We start from the raw sequence: 22930 nt of genomic DNA on the forward strand, positions 1-22930 counted from the left end.
TCCGGTGCTCGCGCCGCCGACGCGGTGACCGTCGCCGAGCCGGAACCGGCCGAATACGTCAAGATCTGCGACGTCTATGGCGCCGGCTACTTCTACATCCCGGGCACCGAGACCTGCCTGCGCATCGGCGGCTACGTTCGCTATGACATCGGCCTCGGCGACGTCGGCTCGTTCGACGGTGCGAAGAGCATAGATGCGCTGAACGGCAAAGAGCAGGGCACTTGGAAGAAGAACGCCCGCTTCACCCTGAAGACCTGGACCGGCCAGGAAACCGAGCTCGGCACGTTGAAGACCTATACCGAAACTCGCTTCAACTTCGGCAACGGCAGCGGCTGGAGCGGCGGAAGCGACGGGTCTGCAAATACCAACCCGGCCCACAATTCGGGTGTTTCGCTGAACTTCGCCTGGATCCAACTCGGTGGTCTCCGCGTCGGTAAGGACGAATCGGCCTTCAACACGTTCATCGGCTACGCCGGCAACGTCATCCAGGACACGATCGTTCCCTATGGCGACTTCGACACCAACGTCGTGCAGTACTACTTTGACGCTGGCAACGGCTTCTCGGCTGTGGTCTCGCTCGAAGAGGGCTCGGGCACCGGCAATGGCTACCGTGGCACGATCGACAGCTATGTTCCGCATGTCGTCGGCGGCGTGAAGTACACGCAGGGCTGGGGCGCCATCACCGGCGTTGCTGCCTATGACAGCACCTACGAAGAGTGGGCCGGCAAGATTCGCGCCGACTTCAATGTCACGAGCGAGCTGTCGCTGTTCGGCATGTTCGGCTACGGCTCCGACAGGCATACGGTTGACTTCGCCAACGGTCGTGACTTCTACAAGCAGTGGGGCGGTCACTGGGCGTTCTGGGCTGGCGGCACCTACAAGTTCAACGAGAAGACCGCGTTCAACCTCCAGGTGTCGGGTGACCAGGATAAGAACTACGGTGTGGCGGCTAACGTTGCCTACACTGCCGTCCCGGGCTTCACGGTCACGGCTGAAGTTGACTATGACCACTACGGCCACTTCGGTGACCCGAATGTGTTCGGTAACTGGACCAATGCCAACAAGAAGAACAGCGTCGGCGGTATCCTCCGCTTCCAGCGCGACTTCTAAGGGCTGGTTCAATACACACGTGAAATCCGGCCCGGGCGTCTCCACGCCCGGGCCTTTTTTTCCGCGGTTGGTCGCAACGCAAACGAAAGGATGGGGGTGAAACGATAAGCTGATTGGGTCTGTCGGATGATTTTGTGGGATCCGCTCCGGCGGATGGGATCGGCCACCAGACACGAAAACTCTTGAAAGGACATCTCCGAACGGTTAGGGCTGGCCCCTTAACCACAGTGGGATGTGGCTAAAATGTCGAACGAAGCGGTTCAAGAGGGTGAGCCCTCTGGTCATTTTGCGGTATTTTCTTCTCAGAATTCGAACTTTCGATACACATACAACAAGATCAGAGAAGTAAAGTCGTATCGGATCGGGGAGCTTTTCGCAGCTTATCGAGATATACTCTGGGATGATGGGCGGCATAAATACAATGTCAGCTCTTTCATCGGTGAAATAGACGAGATCCTTCTGGGAGAGCGTTTCAGCACCTTTGACCAGAACACCCTGGACAATCTTATCGGTACATTGCGCCAGCGCGGTAACAGCAATGCAACCATCAATCGCAAGATGGCTGCCCTCAGCAAATTGCTGCGTAAGGCGCATAAGATGGGAGATATCCACAGCCTGCCCGAGTTTCGCCGCCAGAAGGAACGGGCGGGGCGGATTCGTTTCCTCGAGAGGGACGAAGAGGCAAGGCTGTTCGCGGCGATCAGGAGCCGCAGCGAGGATGCCTACCGGCTTTCCGTCTTCCTGGTCGATACCGGCTGCCGCCTCGGCGAGGCGCTCGGCCTTATCTGGAACGACATTCAGGAACATCGCGTCTCCTTTTGGATCACCAAATCCGGCCGCAGCCGCACCATTCCGATGACCGAACGGGTCAAGGAGGTGATCAAGCTGCCGTCGAATACGGAAGGACGTCGGCCGAAGGGCCCATTCACCAAGCTCACTCAGGCGCAGTACCGCTCGATCTGGAACGAGGCGAAGACGGAAGTCGGTCTCGGCGCCGATGAGCAGGTGGTGCCGCATATCCTGCGCCACACTTGCGCTTCGCGTCTCGTCCAGGGCGGCATCGACATAAGGCGCGTGCAGATGTGGTTGGGCCACCAGACGCTGTCGATGACCATGCGTTACGCTCATTTGGCCACCAACGACCTCGACGGCTGCGTTACCGTTCTCGAGAGGCCTCGCAGTCAAGAATCGTCGCCGGGCTCGGCGGAGAGCTCCGTGTTTGCCTCGCCCCTTACCACGCCGACTTCCACCCCGTCGTCTCGCAAAGCGAAGCGGCCGGAGCCGGCCAAGGCACGCCGCAAGCACTCGAAAGGCGAATAGGCTGGTCGGAACGGGTCCCGTCAGCGAGCCCAATCTATATTCTAATGGCAGAGCCGGGGCTGATTTAGTCTCGGGTTTTACTTTCGCTCAACCTGATTTTCGGCCTGGTCGAGAAACGCCGCTATCTTCTCCCGCACGCCGTCGGTCTCGAGGAAGGGCGCATGGCCTTGCCCCTCGACGGTGGCCGATTCCATTCCGGGATGACGCCTGCGCATCTCCTCAAGTGTCGCCACGGACAGAAGTTTCGAGTTTGCGCCGCGGATGGCAAGCAGCGGCTCGGCGGCAAGTGCGTCGAACTGCGGCCACAGATCCGGCAAAGGCTTCGAGAAGTCGGCGCCGGCCAGCGTGTCGATCAGGGCCGGATCGAAATCCGGCACCCAGCCGGCCTCCGTCTCGCGGCAGATCGCCCGGACCATCCGCGCCCAGTCGGCGTCGGTGAGCGCCGGGAAATCGGCGCCATGCACGCGCCGCTGGGCATCCACCGCCTCGGCGAAAGTCTTCGGTTTCGGCGCACGGTCGAGATAGGAGCGGATATGGATCAAGCCTGCCGTCTCGATCACCGGGCCGATGTCGTTCAGCACGATGGCTTTCAGCGCTGCCGACTTCAGCGCGCCAAGCGCATGGATGATCAGGCCGCCGCGCGACGTGCCGACGAAGGCTGCCTGCTCGATGTCGAGCGCCGACATCCCGGCAAGCACGTCACCGGCTTCGACCCCGACATTATAGTGGCCGATATCGGGATCGTAGTCCGATTGGCCGCGGCCGCGGTAGTCGAACGCGATGACCTTGCGGGGGCTCTCTGACTTGATGGAAAGATGGAGCGCCAGTTCATGGAAGTCGCGGGCATTGCGGGTGAGGCCCGGCAGGCATACGACCGGCCAGCCGCTGTCGTTTGTTTCGCCATAGACCCGGGCATGGAGCTTCAAGCCGTCGGGCGCGGAATAGAAGAAGTCGGAGAAACCTTCGTTCGCCATGGCAATGCCGCTCCTCGCTGGTGACCGACAGCTACAGGCGAGGGCAGGGATCGTCAAATGGGGAAGACCTTCCCTTCTCGGCAGCGTGAGAAGGAAGAACGCCTCAGCTCCGTCCGTTCACAAGGTCTCCCACGATGTCGTACTTGCCCGAAATACGCATCTTGTAGACCTCGTAATTCTCCATCACGCGCTGCACGTAACTTCTTGTTTCCGTGTACGGAATCCGCTCTATCCAGTCGACGACCGCATCCACGTCCTTGCCGCGCGGGTCGCCGTATTTCGCCACCCACTGTGCGGCGCGATTGGGGCCGGCATTGTAGCCGGCGAAGGTCAGCACATAGGAGCCGCCGAAGCGGTCGAGCTGCTCGCCGAGGAAAGCCGAGCCAAGCGTCGCGTTGTAGCCGGCATCGCTTGTCAGCCGCGCCTGCGAGAAACTCATGCCGGCCTTCTTCGCCAGCTGCTTGGCGGTGCCCGGCATCAACTGCAGCAGGCCGCGCGCGCCGGCACTGGAAACGGCGCCCACATTGAATTCGCTTTCCTGGCGGGCAATAGCGTAGGCGAGCGCCTTGCCGGACCCGGAAATGTTGGCCGAATCGGGAATGACACCCAGCGGATGCGACAGCGCACCGACATCGATGCCGCGCTGGGCGGCGATCTTGCCGACTTTCAGCGCCATGAAATGATTGCCCTGCTTTTCCGCCAGCACCGCAAGCAGCGCCAGCTCTCCCGGGCTGGTCAATTGGCCGGCAAGGTCGCGATAGAGCGTCTCGGCATAGCGATCGTAGCCCGCCTCTTGCAGTCGCTTGATCGCGCTCACCGCCTCGCGGCCGTCGAAGCTCTGGCGGTCGGCCGCACTCGGTTTCGGATAGGCGATGTTGAGTGCCCTCAACCCCACGCGCTCGCCGGCGAGTTGGCCATAGAAGGTCGTGCCGTAGCTGGCCGCGCGCGTGAAATAATCCTTGGCGCTCCCTGGACCGCCGACTTCCGCGGTTCGGCCGAGCCAGTAATAGGCGCGTGACAGCGACACCGGTCCCTGCGCGAGCTCGGCGATGCGCTTGAAGTGGGTGGCGGCGGTCGCCGGATCGTTCAGGCCGCGCAGCGCGTACCAGCCGGCATGGAACTCGGCCTCGGCGGCATTGGCCGGGCTTTCGGCTGCATGCAGGGAGACGATTTTGTAGGCGGTCTTCATGTCGCCCTGATCGACCAGCTCGCGCGAGAGCACACGCCGTTCCACCCACCAGGCATCGGGGTCGACCAGCGAATCGCGATCGGTCGGCGCCTTCATCACGACAGCAGCGGCATCGGCGAATTTCTGCTGCTTGCGCAGATATTCCGCCTCGGCGAAGAAATAGCCGGCCGAGCGCTGCGCCGCGGGCACCGCCTTCAACAGTTTTGCGGTGTTCTTGTCGCCCTTGTCGGCCGCGGCCCAGGCATCCGCCAGGGGCTGCGCGCCGGCGAGGCCGGCGACGCGCAGGGCCGAGGACGGCCGGTCGGCATAGAACATGCGCTCCATGCGGTAGCGATGGTCGGCCGCCGGGATCAGCATGCCGAACTCCTTGATGATGGCGTTCTCATCCTTGGCTTCCAGCTTCTCGCTGCGCCAGAACGGCACCAGCGCTGCGCGCGCCGCCGCCAAGTTGCCAAGCGCCACCTGCGAGCGGGCAAGGATGATGATTCCCTCCGGCGTCAGCGGCTGGCTCCGGCCGAAGGCCTGCACCACCACCTGCGGCGGCGGGTTCTCGCGATAGAGCGCGCGCTCGCTGTTCCTGCGCAGCGCGATCGTGCCCGGCCACCCGGGGAGCATCTTGGCGGCATCGGCAATCTCGCCGCTCGGCACCTGGTCGCCGCCATAGAGCGCGATCGCCCAGGCCAGGATGTGCCGGTCGAGCGAAGTGGCGGGCAGCGTGTCGCGTGCATTGCGCGCGCCGGCAATGTTGTTGGCGGCAAGCGCGTCGAGGCCACTCTTCAGTTGCGCGATGTCGGTGGGTGGGACGGCCGGCATCTGGCCAGGCGCTTGAGGCACGTCCGGCGCCGGGATGGAAGCCGTCGCGCGCGCGTCGACGCTGCCACCGATCGCCACGGTGGGCGTCAGCGCGACGATCGCGCCCAAAAGCGCGAAGAGATGAGGCCGCCTCGTCGGCATGGTTGCAATCCTAGCACATCGTCAGCAGGCGCGGGCACTAGAGAACCCGATGCGGAGCCTAAACTTAGGTCGTGAAGGGCTCGTAAACAAAAGGTTATCGAGGCCGTTCGAATAGCGCTTGCTGGCATTACGCCGATGCTTGCCGCTAAACCGTGTCGAGACTATGGTGCGCGGCTTCGCTTTCGGTTAGAAGGCGCGCAAGTAACCCGACCGACAAACCTGATACGTTCCCGAGAGTTCCAAGGAGTTTGGAAGATATGCTGAGAGGCTCGCTCACCGCGCTCGTCACACCGTTCGAAAAGAGCGGGCGTTTCGACGAGAAAGCCTTTCGCGCCTTCGTCGAATGGCAGATCGCGGAGGGCACCAAGGGCCTCGTTCCGGTCGGCACCACCGGCGAGTCGCCGACGCTGTCGCATGACGAGCACCGCCAGGTCGTTAAGGTCTGCATCGAGGTGGCTAAGGGCAGGGTGCCGGTCGTTGCAGGCGCAGGCTCCAACAACACCGAGGAAGCGGTCGGGCTGGTGCAATATGCCGAAAAGGCCGGCGCCGACGCTGCCCTCGTGGTCACGCCTTACTACAACAAGCCCACGCAGCGCGGCCTTTATGAGCATTTCGCGGCTGTCGCCCGGGCGACCAGGCTGCCGATCATCATCTACAACATCCCACCACGCTCGGTGATCGACATGACGCCAGAGACGATGGGCCGCCTGGCCCACGACTTCAAGAACATCGTCGGCGTCAAGGACGCGACCGGCAAGGTCGAGCGCGTCTCCGAGCAGCGCATGACCTGCGGCAAGGAGTTCATCCAGCTATCCGGCGAGGATGCTTCGGCCCTCGGCTTCAACGCCCATGGCGGCGTCGGCTGCATTTCGGTGACATCGAATGTCGCGCCACGGCTCTGCGCCGAATTCCAGCAAGCGACGCTCTCCGGCGACAGCGCCAAGGCGCTCGAGCTGCAGGACCGGCTCTTGCCGCTGCACAAGGCGATCTTCATTGAGCCTGGCGTTTCCGGGTCGAAATACGCGTTGTCGAAGTTGGGCAAGGTCGAGAACGTGGTGCGCTCGCCGCTGGTGACGGTCGAGGCCGCGACGGCTGAAAAGATCGATCAGGCGATGAAGCACGCCGGCTTGATTAATTAGGAATGAGGCGCCACCTCTCCGCATTATGAATCAAGTCAAGAAAGCCGACCCCAACAACAGGACGGTCGCCGAAAACCGCAAGGCGCGCTTTTCCTACGAGGTGCTCGACACAATCGAGACCGGCTTGGTGCTAACCGGCACCGAGGTCAAGTCGCTGCGCCAGGGCCAGGCCAACATCCAGGAGAGCTACGCCTCGGCCGAGGGCGGCGAGATCTGGCTGATCAATTCCTATCTGCCGGAATATCTGCAAGCCAACCGCTTCAACCACGAGCCGCGCCGGCGCCGCAAATTGCTTGTCTCGAAGCGCGAGATGGCCAAGCTCTCGCAAAGCGTCGAGCGCGAGGGCATGACGCTGGTGCCGCTCAAGATCTATTTCAACGACCGCGGCCGCGCCAAGCTGCTGCTCGCGATCGCCCGCGGCAAGAAATTGCACGACAAGCGCGAGACCGAAAAGCAGCGCGACTGGTCGCGCGAGAAGGGCCGGCTGCTGAAGGAGCGTGGCTGAGCCGCGGCCAGGCGGCAGAAACCGACCGCCTGAAAAAAGCCACTGGCCGACTCTTTCGTCCGGCGCAATCTCATCTTCTGACGGGGGGGCGGTCTTGAGGAAGCGGATCGTTTTCTGGAGCCTTGCCGGGGTGGTTGTCGCCTGTGCCGTCGCGGCAGGCGCCTATTTCTGGTTCCGTGGCTTTTCACTGGACCGCGCCGAGTTTCCGATCAGGGGCATCGACGTTTCGCATCATCAGGCGACCATCGACTGGCGGCGCGTCGCTGCCGACGATGTCGCCTTCGCCATCATCAAGGCGACGGAAGGCGGCACCCATGTCGACACACTGTTTGCTGCTAACCTACGCGAAGCCCGTGCGGCCGGCCTGGCGGTCGGCGCCTATCATTTCTTCACCTTCTGCCGGCCCGGCGCCGACCAGGCGAAGAATTTCATCGCCGTGGTGCCGCGCGGCGAGCGGCTTTTGCCGCCGGTGGTCGATATCGAATTCGGCGGCAACTGCCCCCAGCGACCCTCGCCCGAGCAGTTGAACACCGAGCTTGCCGCATTCCTCGGCCCGGTCGAGACGGCGTTCGGCAAGCAGGCAATCCTCTATTTGACTGACGAGGCGGCCGACGCCTACTCGGCAACCATCATCGCGCGCCGGCGCTGGCTGCGTTCATTGGAGACCAGGCCGAGTGAGAGGGACTGGATCTATTGGCAGTATCACAATATGGGCCGCGTCGACGGCATCGAAGGCGATGTCGATCTCAACGTTCTGAAGGGCGGCCGCGAGACGCTGGCCGAGCTGTTCGCTCCGCCCCCTAATTCCTCAGGAACGCCGCAATCTCACTGAACACGCTGACGAACATCTCTTCCGTCAGCACACCCGTGTTGGTGTTGTAGCGCGAGCAGTGATAGCTGGAAAACAGCACGATGCCGCCAGCTTCCTGCTTGCCGCCGTGGCGGAACGGAATGGCTGCGACGCGCTCGCCCAGCGCCCGCACCGTCGACTGATGCGCGATCGAACCGAGCGTGAGGATGGCGCGCAGGTTGGGGAAGCGCGCGATGGTGGGTTTCAAAAAAGTCCGGCAGGTGGCGATCTCGGCGCCCACCGGCTTGTTTTCCGGCGGCACGCAGCGCACCGCATTGGTGATTGCCGTGCCGACAAGCTCCAGTCCGTCGTCCGGCCTTGCCTTGAACTTGCCGCGCGCCAAGCCCTGCGCGATCATCGTGCCGTAGAGCAGGTCGCCGGCGTAGTCGCCGGTGAAGGGGCGCCCCGTTCGGTTGGCGCCGCGCAGCCCGGGCGCCAGCCCGACGATCAGCAGCCGGACGGAATTTTCGCCCTCGGGGGGCAGGAACGTCGGCACCGGTGCATTGAACCAGCCCGGCTCGCGTTCGCGCCAGGCGGCGATGAAATCATGCAGCCGCGGGCAGAGCGGGCAGTCACGGCTGGGTTCCGGAGAGGGTGCGGCGCTCAAGGCCGCCGCCCGTCAATAATCGTCCTCGTCGACTTCGGCGGGTTCCGGTCGGCGCACCGGCCGCTCGGACGGATCGCGGCCGACCTCGCTCTTCAGCGTCATCAGATCGATGAAATGGTCGGCCTGGCGGCGCAGGTCGTCGGAAATCATCGGCGGCTGCGAAGCCATCGTCGAAATGATGGACACCTTGCGGCCGCGCCGCTGCAGGGCCTCGACCAGCGTGCGGAAGTCGCCGTCGCCGGAGAAGATGACATAATGGTCGACGACGTCGGCAAGCTCCAGCGCATCGACGGTCAGCTCGATGTCCATGTTGCCCTTGATCTTGCGGCGGCCGGTCGAGTCGGTGAATTCCTTGGCGGGCTTGGTCACCACCTTGAAGCCATTATAGTCGAGCCAGTCGATCAGCGGCCGGATCGAGGAATACTCCTGATCCTCGACCAGCGCGGTGTAATAATAAGCGCGCAGCAGATAACCGCGCTTCTGGAAGCTCGACAGAAGCTTGCGATAGTCGATGTCGAAGCCCAGCGCCCGCGACGTGGCGTAGAGATTGGCGCCGTCGATGAAAAGAGCGATCTTTTCACGGGGATCGAACATAGAAAAACATCCCTTTCGAAAATTTCTGTCGTCAAAATGCGTCGACGAATGGGTCCGACAATGCGTTTGCTACCCGTCACATCCGAGATAACGCGCAATTTATGGATATCCAAGGGCACGGCCCGGCATTGCAAGCAATTGTGATCGCGACTACGTGAGACGTATCATGGCATGATCCAGCGATTAGCCGCGCAAAGGCGGCAAAGCCGCCCGCGCTGCCATAAAGCTTGTATTTCGGCCGCGCCCGCGTTATGGAGCGCGCCAGCTTTCCATCAAATCCATCGCATGAAAGGGGCAGTCCATGGCCCGCGTAACCGTTGAAGATTGCATCGACAAGGTCGACAACCGTTTTGAACTCGTGCTGCTCGCCGGCCATCGCGCCCGCCAGATCAGCCAGGGCGCGCAGATCACCGTTCCGCGCGACAATGACAAGAACCCGGTCATCGCGCTGCGCGAGATCGCCGAGGAGACGCTGTCGCCCGACGATCTCAAGGAAGACCTGATCCACTCGCTGCAGAAGCATGTCGAGGTTGACGAGCCGGAGGCCGAGGGCGAGGCGATCACCGATCAGACCGGCGCGACCGCCGTCGCGGCCGACGCCGACGACGCCGAGGAGAACATCGCTTTCGACCGCATGAGCGAGGAAGACCTGCTCGCCGGCATCGAAGGTCTGGTACCCCCGGAAAAGAGCGACGACTACTAAGAGCTTTTGATAATTCTGCTCAGCTGGTTGTTGAGCGTATTCTGAAAAGCTCCAGAGTTCGCCTGGATCAAGAATCCGGCACTTCCGTCTCGTAAGTTTCGTGGCTATCTATGGGATGCGTCGCACGTCAGTGCGGCGCATCAATCATTTCAGCACCGCGAGATCCCGCCCATGATGCGTCAGTATGAGCTTGTCGAGCGCGTGCAGCGCTACAAGCCTGACGTCAACGAGGCGCTGCTCAACAAGGCCTATGTCTATGCCATGCAGAAGCATGGCCACCAGAAGCGTGCCTCGGGCGATCCCTATTTCTCGCATCCGCTGGAAGTGGCGGCCATCCTCACCGAGATGCATATGGACGAGGCGACCATCGCCGTTGCCCTGCTGCACGACACGATCGAGGACACGACCGCGACCAGGGCCGAGATCGACGAGCTGTTCGGTCCCGAAATGGGCAAGCTGGTCGAGGGCCTGACCAAGCTGAAGAAGCTCGACCTCGTCTCCAAGAAGGCCGAGCAGGCCGAGAACCTGCGCAAGCTGCTGCTCGCGATCTCCGAGGATATTCGCGTTCTCCTCGTCAAGCTCGCCGACCGCCTGCACAACATGCGCACGCTCGACCATATGCCCGAGTCCAAGCGCCTGCGCATCGCCGAGGAAACGATGGACATCTATGCCCCCTTGGCCGGGCGCATGGGCATGCAGGGCATGCGCGAGGAGCTGGAGGAAATCGCCTTCCGCTACATCAACCCGGAAGCCTATCGAGCCGTCACCGCGAGGCTTGCCGAGATTTTCGAGCGCAACAAGGGCGTCCTGCAGGAGATCGAGACGGCGCTGTCCGGCCTGTTCGAGAAACACGCCATCAAGGCGAGCGTGAAAAGCCGGCAGAAGAAGCCATGGTCGGTGTTCCGCAAGATGGAGGCCAAGGCGCTCTCCTTCGAGCAGCTCTCCGACATCTTCGGCTTCCGTGTCGTCGTCGATTCGGTCGACGACTGCTACCGCGCGCTTGGCGCCATCCACACCACCTGGTCGATGGTGCCCGGCCGCTTCAAGGACTACATCTCGACGCCCAAGCAGAACGACTACCGCTCGATCCACACCACCATCGTCGGCCCGTCGCGCCAGCGCGTCGAATTGCAGATCCGCACCAAAGAGATGAACAAGATCGCCGAATACGGCGTCGCCGCCCATTCGATCTACAAGGATACAGGCGGCAAGATGAACGGCGCCGGCCACGCGATCTCCAAGGAGACCAACGCCTATGCCTGGCTCAGGCGCACCATCGAGCAACTGGCCGAGGGCGACAATCCAGAGGATTTCCTCGAGAACACCAAGCTGGAGCTGTTCCAGGACCAGGTCTTCTGCTTCACGCCCAAGGGCATGCTGATCGCGCTGCCGCGTGGCGCGACACCGATCGACTTCGCCTATGCCGTCCACACCGATGTCGGCGACACCTGCGTCGGCGCCAAGGTCAATGGCCGCATCATGCCGCTGATGACGGAATTGAAGAATGGCGACGAGGTCGAGATCATCCGCTCCAAGGCGCAGGTGCCGCCCGCCGCCTGGGAATCGGTAGTGGTCACCGGCAAGGCGCGCGCCGCCATCCGCCGCGCCACCAAGAACGCGATCCGCAAGCAATATTCGGGCCTTGGCGCCCGTATCCTGGAGCGCGCCTTCGAGCGCGCCGGCAAGACCTTCACCAAGGAGAGCCTGAAGCCGGTTCTGCACCGTCTGGCGCGCAAGGATATCGAGGACGTGCTGGCCTCCGTCGGCCGCGGCGAGCTGAGCTCCACCGACGTCATGAAGGCGGTCTTCCCCGATTATAAGGACGAGCGCGTCACCGTCGCGGCGCCCAAGCAGCGCGAGGAGGGCTGGTCGAAGATCCGCAACGCCGCCGGCATGCTGTTCCAGATGCCGGGCACACGCGCCGCGCGAAAGGGCAAGGACCAGCCTCGCGACGGGGCCGTGCCGATCCGCGGCGTGCGCGGCGACCTGCCGGTACGCTTCGCGCCGGAAGGTGCCGTGCCCGGCGACCGCATCGTCGGCATCATCCAGCCGGGAACCGGCATCACCATTTATCCGATCCAGTCGCCGGCGCTGCAGGCTTTCGATGACCAGCCCGAGCGCTGGATCGACGTGCGCTGGGACATCGACGAGCGCACCAAGGAACGTTTTCCCGCCCGTATATCGGTCACCGCCATAAATGCGCCGGGCTCGTTGGCCGACATCGCCCAGGTGGTGGCGTCCAACGACGCCAACATCCACACGCTGTCGATGATACGCACGGCGCCCGATTTCACCGAGATGCTCATCGACCTCGAGGTCTGGGACCTGAAGCACCTCAACCGGCTGTTGTCGCAGCTCAAGGACAATTCGAGCGTCAGCGACGCACGGCGCGTCAACGGCTAAATGAAAGATTGAATGGGGAACGAAATGAACACCGACGAAGTGCTGGGCATTTTCCGCGAGGCCGGCGCCGTTCTCGAAGGACATTTCATCCTGACGTCCGGCCTGCGCAGCCCGGTCTTCCTGCAGAAGGCTCGCGTGTTCATGCATCCGGACAAGACCGAGCGTCTCTGCAAGGCGCTGGCCGAGAAGATCCGCAAGGCGGTGCCCGGCAGGATCGACTATGTCGTCGGCCCGGCCATCGGCGGCCTGATTCCGGCCTATGAGACCTCGCGCCACCTCGGCGCGCCGGCGATCTGGGTCGAGCGGGAAGGGGGCGAATTCAGGCTGCGCCGCTTCGAGATCGCCAAGGGCGCGCGCGTCGTCATCGTCGAGGATATCGTCACCACCGGCCTCTCGATCCGCGAGACCATCGATTGCCTGCGCGAGCTTGGCGCCGAGGTTGTAGCGGCCGCCTGCATCATCGATCGCTCGGCCGGCAAGACCGATGTCGGCGTGCCGTTGATCGCACTTGCCGAATATGAAGTGCCGGCCTATCCCGCCGACCGCCTGCCGCCGGAACTCGCCGCCATCCCGGCCGTTAAGCCTGGAAGCCGCAACATCTGACGTCGTGATGTGCAAAAACAAGCACTTGAGCGCGCCGCTTGCACCTCCTTGCCAGCGGCATGTGTCGAGTTGGCGATGATAGCCGGCATCGACCATTTCGTGCTGACGGTCCGCTCGGTCAAAGCGACCTGCGACTTCTACGAGCGTGTGCTCGGCATGCGGCGCCTGGATGAGCCGAACCGGCCGACCGCGCTTTTGTTCGGCTCGCAGAAGATCAACCTGCATGAAGTCGACCGCACTTTCGAGCCGAAGGCCAAGGCGCCAACTGCCGGTTCCGGTGACTTCTGCCTTGTGGCTTCGGTGCCGCTTGCAGAGGTCCAGGCTAGCCTCGCGGCGAATGGCGTGGCGATCGAAGTCGGCCCGGTCGAACGCACCGGCGCGCGCGGTGCGATGATGTCGGTCTATTTCCGCGATCCGGACGGCAATCTGGTCGAGGTCAGCGAATACCGGTCATAGACTTGGCCAGACCAAATTCGAAAGCTCACATGGCGACAAGCTTCAATCCCTCCGAAATCTGGCAGCCATTCGGCGCTTTTTCCATGCTGAAGATCCAAGGGGTGGGCCAGATCGTCCATCTCAAGGGACAGGTTTCGCTCGACAAGGAAGGGCAAGTCGTCGGCAAGAACGATATGCCGGCACAGGTCCGCAAAACGTTGGAGAATATTCAGGCCGTTCTGGCGTCCGTTGGCGGCACGATGGCCGACATCATATCCTTGACCCAGTACGCCACGGACATACAGAAGTTCATGGCCGCAGGAGAAATTCGCAAGCAGTTTTTTGCTGAGCCATTTCCGGTTACGACCACTGTGGAGGTCGTTCGCCTCTATCATCCCGACCTGTTGATCGAGATCACGGCGACCGCGGAAATCCCTCATGACCGCTTCAGGCGGCCGTAAGACTTTTCAAGACAGACTACGCGATGTTTGGCTGGCTGTACCGCTGCTGCAATCAGGTGAGGGCCGCTGAACCGATGCGCGGTTCATCAGTCGATCCGCCGGCGCCGTCATCGCGCGGGCGGGCACGTTGTCTTTCTTTCCTCAGTTTCGCCAGAATGGCGGTCTTGTTAGACCTGCGGCAGTCCATCGCGGCGGCGTTTCGTTGTTGTTCGGCCTTGCCGTCGCTATATCAGTGTCTTGTTGCCTTTCTGCGCCATGGAGGCGCAAGATATGTGTGGCGCGTCCCGGTGGGCAGGGGCAGCGCATTGGACCGGGAACTGGAACAGAGTGCTTTTTCGACGCCGAGAGCCTGATGGCCTCCTTGAGCGGGTGCGTACTTATCTATGGCCGCGCCGCTCGTTCTCACGTTCCGTGCAGTATTTTTCCAAGCGCATCCTGCGGCTGAAGTCGACGCCACATTCGGTCGCCGCCGGCGTCGCCGCGGGTGTTTTTGCGTCCTTCTTCCCGCTTGGCGTCCATTTCGTGGTTGCCGCGGTGCTTTGCTGGGTGATCGCCGGCAATCTGGTCGCGGCGGCGCTTGGCGCGGTGTTTTTCGGCAATCCGCTGACCGCCCCGCTGTTGTGGGGCGCGTCCTGGGAAATCGGCAAACTGATCCTGCGTGAGCATCTGCCGAGGCACGGGCCTCCCGAGCATCTCGGCGAAATGATGCACAAGCTCTCCTTCGACAAGCTCTGGCAGCCCGTTTTGGAGCCGATGCTGATCGGCGCGGTGCTGCTTGGCCTGGTCTTCGGCCTCCTGTTCTATGGCGTCACGCGCTGGGGCATGACCGTGTTTCGCGAGCAGCGCAGGAAGCGCATGGCCGAGCATGCCGAGAAGAAAGCGCGGCAGGGTGGACGGGAAATGCCGGCGCAATGATCATCGGCATCGGCAGCGACCTCATCGACATCAGACGCATCGAGAAATCGCTGGAGCGGCACGGCCAGCGCTTCGTCCAGCGCATCTACACCGAGGTCGAGCAGGCCAAGTCGGAAAGGCGGGCCGCCCGCGCGGCTTCCTACGCCAAGCGCTTCGCCGCCAAGGAGGCCTGCGCCAAGGCGCTGGGCACCGGCATGGCCGAGGGCGTGTTCTGGCGCGACATGGGCGTGATCAACCTGCCGAGCGGTGCGCCGACCATGGCGCTGACCGGCGGCGCCGCCGCCAGGCTGGAGAAGATATTGCCGAAGGGCCATCGCGCGCTGATCCATCTGACCATAACCGATGATTTTCCGCTTGCTCAAGCCTTTGTGATCATCGAGGCGGTGCCCGCCGAACAAGCGCCACATTGATTCCATCTGACCACGAGCGGCATGACGTTGCCCAGCGCGCGCCGAGACTCTATACCAACATCGCACAATCGAGGACGACATGAGCGTGGCTGAAAAATCGCAGAAGAAATCCGGCGGGCTTGGTGAAACCTTTTCCGTCATCATCCAGGCTCTGCTGCTCGCGCTCGTCATCCGCACGCTGCTTTTCCAGCCTTTCTCCATCCCGTCGGGCTCGATGCGGCCGACGCTGCTGGAAGGCGACTATCTCTTCGTCACCAAATGGGCCTACGGCTATTCGCGCTATTCGCTGCCGTTCGGCCCCGATCTCTTTTCCGGCCGCATCTGGGGCTCGGAGCCCAAGCGCGGCGACGTGGTGGTGTTCAAGTTCCCGCCGGACCCGTCGGTCGACTACATCAAGCGCGTCATCGGCCTGCCCGGCGACAAGATACAGATGAAGAACGGCCAGCTCTTCATCAACGACGTCGGCGTGCCGCGCGTGAAGACCGGCCAGATCGAAAATCCCGACATCACCGAAGTGCCTCAGCCCGTCGACGTCTATCGCGAGACGCTCCCGAACGGTGTCAGCTACGACACGCTCGACCTGACCCCGAATTCGATCGGCGACAACACCCGCGAATGGACCGTGCCGCCCGGCCACTACTTCATGATGGGCGACAACCGCGACAATTCCTCCGACAGCCGCTTCACCGTCGGCTTTGTTCCTGCCGAGAACCTGGTCGGTCGCGCCAATCTCATCTTCTTCTCGATCGCCGGCAAGGCAAGCCCGCTCGAGATTTGGAAGTGGCCGTCGCTGATGCGTGCCGATCGCCTGTTCCATTTCGTCCACTAGAGCGATGGCGGCCAGCAAGCGTTTGACCGCCGATGCCCTTGCCGAGGCGCTTGTCGAGCGTACCGGCCATGCCTTCGCCGATCGTCAGCGCCTGCAGCGCGCGCTGACCCATGCCAGCGCGCGCTCGACCCATGCCGGCGTCGACTACGAACGCTTCGAGTTCCTGGGCGACCGCGTTCTCGGCCTTGTCGTCGCCGACATGCTGCTCGCGGCCTTTCCCGAAGCCGCCGAGGGCGAGCTTTCGCTGCGTCTCAACGCGCTGGTCAATGCCGAGGCGCTCTCCGACATCGCCGAGGAGATCGGCTTGCCCGAGCTGATCCGCGCTGGTTCCGATGTGCGCAATCTCGAAGGGCGCAAGCGCACCAACCTGCGCGCCGATGCGCTGGAATCGCTGATTGCCGTGCTTTACCTGGATGGTGGCCTCGAGGTTGCCCGTGCGTTCATCCACCGCTACTGGCAGCCGCGCTCGCAGGCGATCGGCGCTGCTAGGCGCGACGCCAAGACCGAATTGCAGGAGTGGGCGCACCAGGCCGCCGCCGGTGCCGTCCCCGCCTACCGGGTCGACGGCCGCGAGGGACCGGACCACGATCCGCTGTTCACCGTCAGCGTCAAGGTCGGCACTTTTGCTCCCGCGATCGGCAGCGGCCGCTCCAAGCGCGAGGCCGAGCAGGCCGCGGCGGCTACTCTTTTGCTGCGCGAGGGCGTATGGAGCGCGGCATGACAGAAATTGAAGCCCCTGAAGTTCCCGCGACGCGCTCCGGCTTCGTCGCGCTGATCGGCGCTCCCAATGCCGGCAAGTCGACGCTGGTCAATCAGCTGGTCGGCGCCAAGGTGTCGATCGTCACGCATAAGGTGCAGACCACCCGCGCCATCGTGCGCGGCATCGCCACGCATGACAACGCGCAGATCGTCTTCGTCGACACGCCCGGCATCTTCAAGCCGAAGCGGCGGCTGGACACCGCGATGGTGACGACCGCCTGGGGCGGCGCCAAGGATGCCGATGTCGTGGTGCTTCTGATCGACGCGGAGCGCGGCATCAAGGGCGATGCCGATGCCATTCTCGATCGGCTGAAGGACGTCCGCCAGCCCATGCTGCTCGTCCTCAACAAGGTCGACCGCGTCAAGCCCGAGACGCTTCTCGCGCTGGCCGCGACCGCGAACGAACGCGTGCCGTTCAAGCGCACTTTCATGGTCTCCGCGCTCACCGGCTCCGGCTGCAAGGATCTGCTCGACTATCTCGCCGAGACACTTCCGTTGGGGCCCTGGTACTATCCGGAGGACCAGATATCCGACCTGCCGATGCGCCAGCTCGCGGCCGAGATCACGCGTGAAAAGCTCTATCTGAGGCTGCACCAGGAGCTTCCCTATTCCTCGCATATCGAAACCGAGAAATGGGAAGAAAAGAAGGACGGCTCGGTCCGCATCGAACAGGTCATCTATGTCGAGCGCGACAGTCAGAAGAAGATCGTGCTCGGCCACAAGGGCGAGACGATCCGCGCCATCGGCCAGGCGGCACGCACCGAAATCGCCGAGATCCTGGAACAGAAGGTGCACCTCTTCCTGTTCGTGAAGGTGCGCGAGAACTGGGGCGATGACCCGGAGCGCTACCGCGAGATGGGGCTGGAGTTTCCCCATTGATGCCTGTCGCCCGAAAGCGCGAAGCGCCTTTGGGACGACGATATGGATGATCCGCAACCGAGCATCGACACCGATCTCGTACGCCGGCTAGTCGATGCGCAGTTCCCTGAATGGCGGGATCTGCCGGTCAGCCGGGTCGCTTCCGGCGGCTGGGACAACCGCACCTTCCGTCTTGGCGACGAGATGACGGTCAGGCTGCCAAGCGCGGCCACCTATTCGCTGCAGGTCGAGAAGGAGCAACGCTGGCTGCCGAAATTGGCGCCCCTCCTGCCGCTCCCCATTCCGACGCCGCTGGCCATGGGCGAGCCGGCCGAAATCTACCCCTGGCGTTGGTCGGTCTATCGCTGGATCGAGGGCGAGACGGCGAAGAACGCGCACATCGCCGATCTCGTCGCGTTCGCGCTCTCGCTCGCCGATTTCCTCGTCGCCTTGAGGGGCATCGACCCGACGGACGGGCCCGCGCCCGGCCGGCACAATTTCCACCGCGGCGGGCCGCTGACCGCTTATGAGGACGAGGCAAGGCAGGCAATCGCCACGCTGGAAGGCAGGATCGACACACAAGCTGCCACGACCGTCTGGGAAGCCGCACTTGCCGCTACCTCGCATGGTCCGCCGGTCTGGTTCCATGGCGACGTCGCCTCGGGGAACCTTCTGGTCGAGGATGGCGGCTTGAGCGCTGTCATCGATTTCGGCACGTCCGGCGTCGGCGACCCGTCCTGCGATCTGGCGATCACCTGGACCTTCTTTGAAGGCGCCAGCCGCGAGGCCTTCCGCACCCGAATCGACGTCGACGACGCCACCTGGGCGAGCGGCCGCGGCTGGGCGCTGTGGAAAGCGCTGATCACCGTGGCCGGTCACGACGCCAACCAGACCGAGGTAGATAGGCAGCGTCAGGTGATCGACGAGGTGCTCGCCGATCACCGGAAATGGGCGTGACACGGCACCAGCGAATGTCGCCACAGATCTGCCCGGCGTTCCGAAATCTTGATTTCGCCACCCAAGGGGTGAAAAGCTCCGCCCATGGAATGGCGCGACGAAGGAATCGTTCTCGGCACTCGCAGGCATGGCGAAACCAGCGCCATCCTCGAGGTGATGACGCGCGCCCATGGCCGCCATCTCGGCCTGGTGCGGGGAGGGCGCTCGCGCAAGCAGCAGCCAGTGCTGCAGCCCGGCAACCGTGTAGACCTTCTGTGGCGGGCGCGGCTCGACGAGCATCTCGGCATCTTTCAGGCCGAGGCGATCGAGATGAACGCCGCGCGGCTGATGGATAGCGCGGTTGCCGTCTACGGCCTGCAAACCATGGCCGCGCATCTGAGGCTCCTGCCCGAGCGCGATGCCCATGGCGGCCTCTACGAGGCGCTTGCCGTGATGATTTCCCATCTGGGCGACGCCGACGCAGCCGGAGAGTTGGTGGCCCGCTTCGAGCTGCTCATCCTCGATGAATTGGGCTTCGGCCTTGACCTCAGCCAATGCGCGGCGACCGGCACGAGGCAGGACCTCGCCTATGTCTCGCCGAAATCGGGCCGCGCCGTCTCCCGCGAAGCGGGTGCTGCCTGGCACGACAAGATGCTGGCGCTGCCCGCCTTCCTACAGCGCGGCTCCGGCCTGCGAGCGGACGCGGCGGCGCTTGAGGACGCCTTCCGGCTGAGCGGTTTCTTCTTCACCCGCCACGTCTATGAGCCGCGCGGCTTGGAGCCGCCCGACGCCCGCGCCGGCTTCCTCGCCGCGCTGCGCCGGCATCATGCGGCGATGAGGGCGGTTGCCGGCGAGGCCGGATAGAGGGGCAGATGCCTAGTCGGCGCCCCGCCGTTCCAGGAAATCGTCGAGCATGGCGCGCTGGCCCTTGAGGATCTTGAGGCCCGCTTCGGGCAGCGAAAACCAGCCGGCTCGATCCACCTCGGGAAATTCCTTCATAGTCCCCGATTTCGGCGGCCACTCAATGGTGAACATGTTGCTCTTGATGGCGTCTGTGTCGACATCGGCCTCGACGCTCCACGCCACCACAATCTTGCCGCCCGGCTGCCTGTAGCTGCCGAGCGGCTGGAAGTCGCCGTCAATGGCGACGCCGAGCTCCTCCTCGGTTTCCCGTTTGGCGGCTTCGAGCTCATCCTCGTTGTCGCCGATCAAACCCTTCGGGATCGACCACGCGCCTTCATCCTTTCGCGCCCAGAACGGGCCGCCTGGATGGACGAGCAGAAATTCGAACACACCGCCTGTGTGTCTGTGGATCAGCAGGCCGGCACTTCGCTGCGGCATCGGTCACCTCACGGCATCCTTTGATCGCACGAGAATAGCACGGGTATTTCGTGGCAGAGGTCAGGCAGTCTCGCGCGCAATGCTGGCAGGCTCGGCGACCTGCCATTGGACAACCAGGCAAGTTGCTGGCAATCAATCACGAAACATGCTCGATCTTGTCAGCCAGCGAGAAGCTGATTTGAGCCAGTCGTCTCGTTGCAGCATTTGTCGGCCACGACTGGTCTGGTTTGAGGGAACCACCATGTTTTTCAGCCTGATCGCCATTGCCGCCGTCATAGCTCTTTTCGTCATCGTTTCACGACAGCAGAACCGCATCGCGCTGGTCGAGCGCGAGCTCGGCGTCCTGCGCGGCCTGGTGCAGTCGGGAGCTTCGCTGCCCGCGCCCAAGGCGGCCGCGCATCAAGGTCTTTCCGAGGAGGTCAAGGTAGCCGCGTCGCCTGTCGCGCCGTTGGCCGACGGCACGACCATGACCGAGGAGGGAGTCGCGACTCCCGAGGTCGTCGAAAGCGAGGCCGAGGCCGGACCCTGGACGAAGGCCCAGGCGGCCGAGGGGCGATCCGCCGAGCCGTCCGAACCGGCGCAACTCCAACCCGTGGCCGACGCGCCCGCGGCTGAGAAGCCCACGGCCGCCAAGGTGGCACGGCAGACCGATGTCGAGACGGCGCTGGGCACGCGCTGGGCTGTCTGGGTCGGCGGCATCGCGCTGGCGCTGGGCGGCCTGTTCCTGATCCGCTACACCATCGAGGCCGGCATTTTCGGCCCCGGCGTGCGCCTGACCATGGCCGGCATCCTCGGCCTGGCGCTGATTGGGGGCGCCGAATTCATACGCCGCACCGGCTTCAAGGTGCCGGTGCAGGGTGCCGCCGGCGCCTATATCCCCTCGATCCTCACGGCTGCCGGCGCCTTCATCCTGTTCGGCACGGTCTACGCGGCGCACGGCATCTACGGCTTCATCGGGCCCGCAACTGCCTTCGCGCTGCTTGGCGTCATCGGCGTCGCGACCATTGTCGCTTCGCTGGTGCATGGCCTGGCGCTGGCCGGCATTGGCCTCGTCGGCGCCATGGTCACGCCCTCGCTGGTGGCCTCGCAGGCGCCCAATCCCTGGGCCTTGTTCGTCTATCTGGCGATCGTGCTCGCCGCGAGCGCTGCAACCGCCCGCTTCCGCGACTGGAAGGCGCTGATGGCGGCCGCTTTCGTCGGCACCGGCGTCTGGACTATTCTCTACATGGTGGACGCACCCGATGTGAACCTCGCTGCCGTCCTGTTCATCAGCCTTGCTACCCTTGCAGTGCTTGCCTTCGTTTGGCTCGGCCTTTTCATGGTTACTGGCCGCGAAGGTGCGGCGCGCGGCTTCGACTGGCCGTCGATCGTGCCCGGCTTCTTCATCGCCCTGACTGCGATGGGCCTTTCCGTCGATCCGGCTTTTGCCAGCGCAGGCGATGCCTTGCATGGCGCGGTCCTTTTGGCTGCGCTGGTCGGGGTGGCGCTCTACCGGCCGCGCGCTCTTCCGCTGGTCTTCGCCGCCGGCATCGCCGCCGTGCTGATCTATCTCGGCATAATCCCGCCCGCCACGATCGGCGCCGATGCGCTCGATGTCGGGCTGGACGCCCAACCTTTGGCATCGTCCGATGCACTGACTTTCCGCATCGGCATCGCGCTTGGCCTGGTCTTCCTCGCCGCCGGCTTCTGGGCGGCGCGCCGCTTCGCCGCCACCGCTTCGACACGCGCGGCTTGCTGGGCTGCTTGGGGCGTCATTCCTCCGCTGGTGGTGCTGACCGCCCTGTGGCTGACCTTCGGCGATATCGACCGCGACCTTGGCTATGCGCTGCCGGCCTTATTGCTGATGCTCGTCTTTGCCGTCGGCGGCGAGTGGATCGCACGCGCCGAGCAGCCGCCGCTGGCGGGCGGTCCGGCCGTGTCCTTCGCGCTCGGCGGCGCGGGCGTCGCCGGCTTGCTGATGCTGCACATGGCCTTCGGCTCGGGCTGGACGACCGTGCTGCTCGGCGCGGCCGCCATTCTGCCGGCGTTGGCCACGCGCTGGCGGTCTTACCCTGCGCTGGGCTGGATAGCGGTGGGCGCGGCGGTCGCGGTGCTCGGTCGCGTCGCCTTCGATCCCACCATCGTCGGCGCTGAATTCCTGTCCAGGACGCCGGTCTTCAACTGGCTGCTGCCGGGCTACGGCGTGCCGGCGCTCGCCTTCGGCTTTGCCGCATGGCAACTTGCCCGCACCACCAGCGGCCGGCCGCGCCTTGCCATGGAGGCGGCCTCGGCGCTGTTCGCGCTGCTCACCATCGCCATGCTGGTGCGCCACGCCATGCATGGCGGCGTCATCGACATCGGCGCGGTCACGCTTGCCGAGCAGGCGATCTACACGCTGATCGCGCTCGGCGCCGGCGCCATACTGGTCGCAATAGACATGCGCTCGCCGAGCTCGGTTCTGCGCTATGGCTCGATAGCCGCCGGCGTGATCTCGGCGGGCCTCATCGCCATTCAGCATTTCGTGGTGCTAAACCCGCTGCTGACGGACGAGTCGACAGGCACGATCCCGGTCTTCAACCTTCTGTTCCTCGCCTACCTGCTGCCTGCCATCGCCGCCGGCGCGCTGGCGCTCTATGTCCGCGACAAGCGCCCACGTTGGTACGCGGCGATGCTGGCGCTGATCGCTGCGTTGCTTGCCTTCGCCTACGCCACGCTCTCGGTGCGCCGCCTGTTCAAGGGCGAGTTCATCGCCCTGTGGAGCGGGCTTGGGCAGCTCGAGACCTACACCTATTCGGCGCTGTGGCTGGTCATCGGCGTGGCGCTGCTCACCGCCGGCGTCTGGCTGAAATCGCAGGTGCTGCGCATCGCCTCCGCCGTGCTGATCGCGGTCGCGGTGGTGAAGGTCTTCCTTTTCGACATGTCGGAACTGGAAGGCGTGCTGCGCGCGCTCTCCTTCATCGGCCTCGGTGCCGTGCTGATCGGCATCGGCCTGTTCTATCAGCGGCTGCTGACGCGGGCGGCGAGGGACGCCAAGCAGATTTCTTGAAAGAATATTC

Annotated in this window: 23 protein-coding genes; 18 read left to right on the forward strand and 5 right to left on the reverse strand. The window is 63.9% G+C overall.

What is annotated here, in order from left to right; genetic code table 11:
• On the forward strand, window positions 1-1110 hold a 1110-nt coding region (locus tag P9272_RS33775), incomplete at its 5' end, for a porin (RefSeq protein WP_278164456.1).
• Between the two features lie 243 nt (window positions 1111-1353).
• Window positions 1354-2430, forward strand: coding sequence for a site-specific integrase (locus P9272_RS33780; protein ID WP_278164458.1), 1077 nt, complete (start codon window positions 1354-1356; stop codon window positions 2428-2430).
• A 77-nt stretch (window positions 2431-2507) separates the two neighbouring features.
• Here the strand turns inward: P9272_RS33780 and P9272_RS33785 are convergent, their stop codons facing one another.
• A complete protein-coding gene (locus tag P9272_RS33785) occupies window positions 2508-3404 on the reverse strand; it encodes an alpha/beta hydrolase (protein ID WP_278164460.1) in 897 nt (298 codons plus the stop codon).
• A gap of 103 nt (window positions 3405-3507) precedes the next feature.
• On the reverse strand, window positions 3508-5547 hold the full coding sequence (locus tag P9272_RS33790; RefSeq protein WP_128257604.1) for a lytic transglycosylase domain-containing protein: 2040 nt from the start codon (window positions 5545-5547) through the stop codon (window positions 3508-3510).
• Window positions 5548-5804: 257 nt separating this feature from the next.
• Here P9272_RS33790 and dapA point away from each other — a divergent pair, with 257 nt between their 5' ends.
• The 3 genes from dapA (at window position 5805) to P9272_RS33805 (ending at window position 8023) form a co-directional block, all read left to right on the forward strand.
• Window positions 5805-6686: a 4-hydroxy-tetrahydrodipicolinate synthase gene (gene dapA / locus P9272_RS33795; protein WP_278164463.1), complete on the forward strand. Its 882-nt coding sequence runs from the start codon at window positions 5805-5807 to the stop codon at window positions 6684-6686.
• A gap of 25 nt (window positions 6687-6711) precedes the next feature.
• Window positions 6712-7191, forward strand: coding sequence for an SsrA-binding protein SmpB (gene smpB, locus P9272_RS33800; RefSeq protein WP_041002108.1), 480 nt, complete (start codon window positions 6712-6714; stop codon window positions 7189-7191).
• A gap of 94 nt (window positions 7192-7285) precedes the next feature.
• The gene (locus P9272_RS33805) at window positions 7286-8023 is read left to right on the forward strand and encodes a GH25 family lysozyme (RefSeq protein ID WP_278164465.1); all 738 of its coding nucleotides are present in this window, start codon (window positions 7286-7288) and stop codon (window positions 8021-8023) included.
• Here the strand turns inward: P9272_RS33805 and P9272_RS33810 are convergent.
• Entirely contained in the window at window positions 7992-8648 is a 657-nt protein-coding gene (locus tag P9272_RS33810) for a uracil-DNA glycosylase (RefSeq protein ID WP_278164467.1), read from the reverse strand. The genes P9272_RS33805 and P9272_RS33810 overlap by 32 nt on opposite strands.
• Before the next feature lie 12 nt (window positions 8649-8660).
• The gene (locus tag P9272_RS33815; RefSeq protein ID WP_040984251.1) at window positions 8661-9242 is read right to left on the reverse strand and encodes an NYN domain-containing protein; all 582 of its coding nucleotides are present in this window, start codon (window positions 9240-9242) and stop codon (window positions 8661-8663) included.
• A 301-nt stretch (window positions 9243-9543) separates the two neighbouring features.
• Here P9272_RS33815 and rpoZ point away from each other — a divergent pair, with 301 nt between their 5' ends.
• From rpoZ to recO, 12 genes are all read left to right on the forward strand, one after another.
• On the forward strand, window positions 9544-9945 hold the full coding sequence (gene rpoZ, locus P9272_RS33820; protein ID WP_041002102.1) for a DNA-directed RNA polymerase subunit omega: 402 nt from the start codon (window positions 9544-9546) through the stop codon (window positions 9943-9945).
• 171 nt (window positions 9946-10116) lie between these two features.
• A complete protein-coding gene (locus tag P9272_RS33825; RefSeq protein WP_128257608.1) occupies window positions 10117-12348 on the forward strand; it encodes a bifunctional (p)ppGpp synthetase/guanosine-3',5'-bis(diphosphate) 3'-pyrophosphohydrolase in 2232 nt (743 codons plus the stop codon).
• Between the two features lie 24 nt (window positions 12349-12372).
• Window positions 12373-12951 carry an orotate phosphoribosyltransferase gene (pyrE, locus tag P9272_RS33830; protein ID WP_128257609.1) on the forward strand — a complete coding sequence of 193 codons (579 nt, stop codon included), beginning with the start codon at window positions 12373-12375 and terminating at the stop codon, window positions 12949-12951.
• 75 nt (window positions 12952-13026) lie between these two features.
• A complete protein-coding gene (locus P9272_RS33835) occupies window positions 13027-13407 on the forward strand; it encodes a VOC family protein (protein WP_278164470.1) in 381 nt (126 codons plus the stop codon).
• A gap of 29 nt (window positions 13408-13436) precedes the next feature.
• The gene (locus P9272_RS33840; RefSeq protein WP_126061911.1) at window positions 13437-13847 is read left to right on the forward strand and encodes a RidA family protein; all 411 of its coding nucleotides are present in this window, start codon (window positions 13437-13439) and stop codon (window positions 13845-13847) included.
• Window positions 13848-14174: 327 nt separating this feature from the next.
• Entirely contained in the window at window positions 14175-14762 is a 588-nt protein-coding gene (locus P9272_RS33845) for a DUF2062 domain-containing protein (RefSeq protein WP_278164474.1), read from the forward strand.
• Complete coding sequence (gene acpS / locus P9272_RS33850; RefSeq protein WP_126061909.1) at window positions 14759-15172, forward strand: holo-ACP synthase; 414 nt, start codon at window positions 14759-14761, stop codon at window positions 15170-15172. Before P9272_RS33845 ends, acpS begins: the two co-directional genes overlap by 4 nt.
• Window positions 15173-15251: 79 nt before the next feature.
• Window positions 15252-16001, forward strand: coding sequence for a signal peptidase I (gene lepB, locus P9272_RS33855; protein WP_128257613.1), 750 nt, complete (start codon window positions 15252-15254; stop codon window positions 15999-16001).
• Window positions 16002-16005: 4 nt separating this feature from the next.
• Window positions 16006-16722 carry a ribonuclease III gene (gene rnc, locus P9272_RS33860; RefSeq protein WP_128257614.1) on the forward strand — a complete coding sequence of 239 codons (717 nt, stop codon included), beginning with the start codon at window positions 16006-16008 and terminating at the stop codon, window positions 16720-16722.
• The gene (gene era, locus P9272_RS33865) at window positions 16707-17639 is read left to right on the forward strand and encodes a GTPase Era (protein WP_278164478.1); all 933 of its coding nucleotides are present in this window, start codon (window positions 16707-16709) and stop codon (window positions 17637-17639) included. Before rnc ends, era begins: the two co-directional genes overlap by 16 nt.
• 42 nt (window positions 17640-17681) lie before the next feature.
• On the forward strand, window positions 17682-18575 hold the full coding sequence (locus P9272_RS33870; RefSeq protein WP_278164480.1) for an aminoglycoside phosphotransferase family protein: 894 nt from the start codon (window positions 17682-17684) through the stop codon (window positions 18573-18575).
• A gap of 84 nt (window positions 18576-18659) precedes the next feature.
• Complete coding sequence (gene recO, locus P9272_RS33875) at window positions 18660-19418, forward strand: DNA repair protein RecO (protein WP_128257617.1); 759 nt, start codon at window positions 18660-18662, stop codon at window positions 19416-19418.
• Between the two features lie 12 nt (window positions 19419-19430).
• Here recO and P9272_RS33880 read toward each other — a convergent pair whose 3' ends face one another.
• On the reverse strand, window positions 19431-19895 hold the full coding sequence (locus tag P9272_RS33880) for an NUDIX domain-containing protein (protein ID WP_278164483.1): 465 nt from the start codon (window positions 19893-19895) through the stop codon (window positions 19431-19433).
• Between the two features lie 241 nt (window positions 19896-20136).
• Between P9272_RS33880 and P9272_RS33885 the strand changes: the two genes are divergently transcribed.
• Window positions 20137-22920, forward strand: coding sequence for a DUF2339 domain-containing protein (locus P9272_RS33885; protein ID WP_278164485.1), 2784 nt, complete (start codon window positions 20137-20139; stop codon window positions 22918-22920).
• Window positions 22921-22930: the final 10 nt, after the last annotated feature.

This window comes from Mesorhizobium sp. WSM4976 (assembly GCF_029625685.1).
GTDB lineage: Bacteria > Pseudomonadota > Alphaproteobacteria > Rhizobiales > Rhizobiaceae > Mesorhizobium.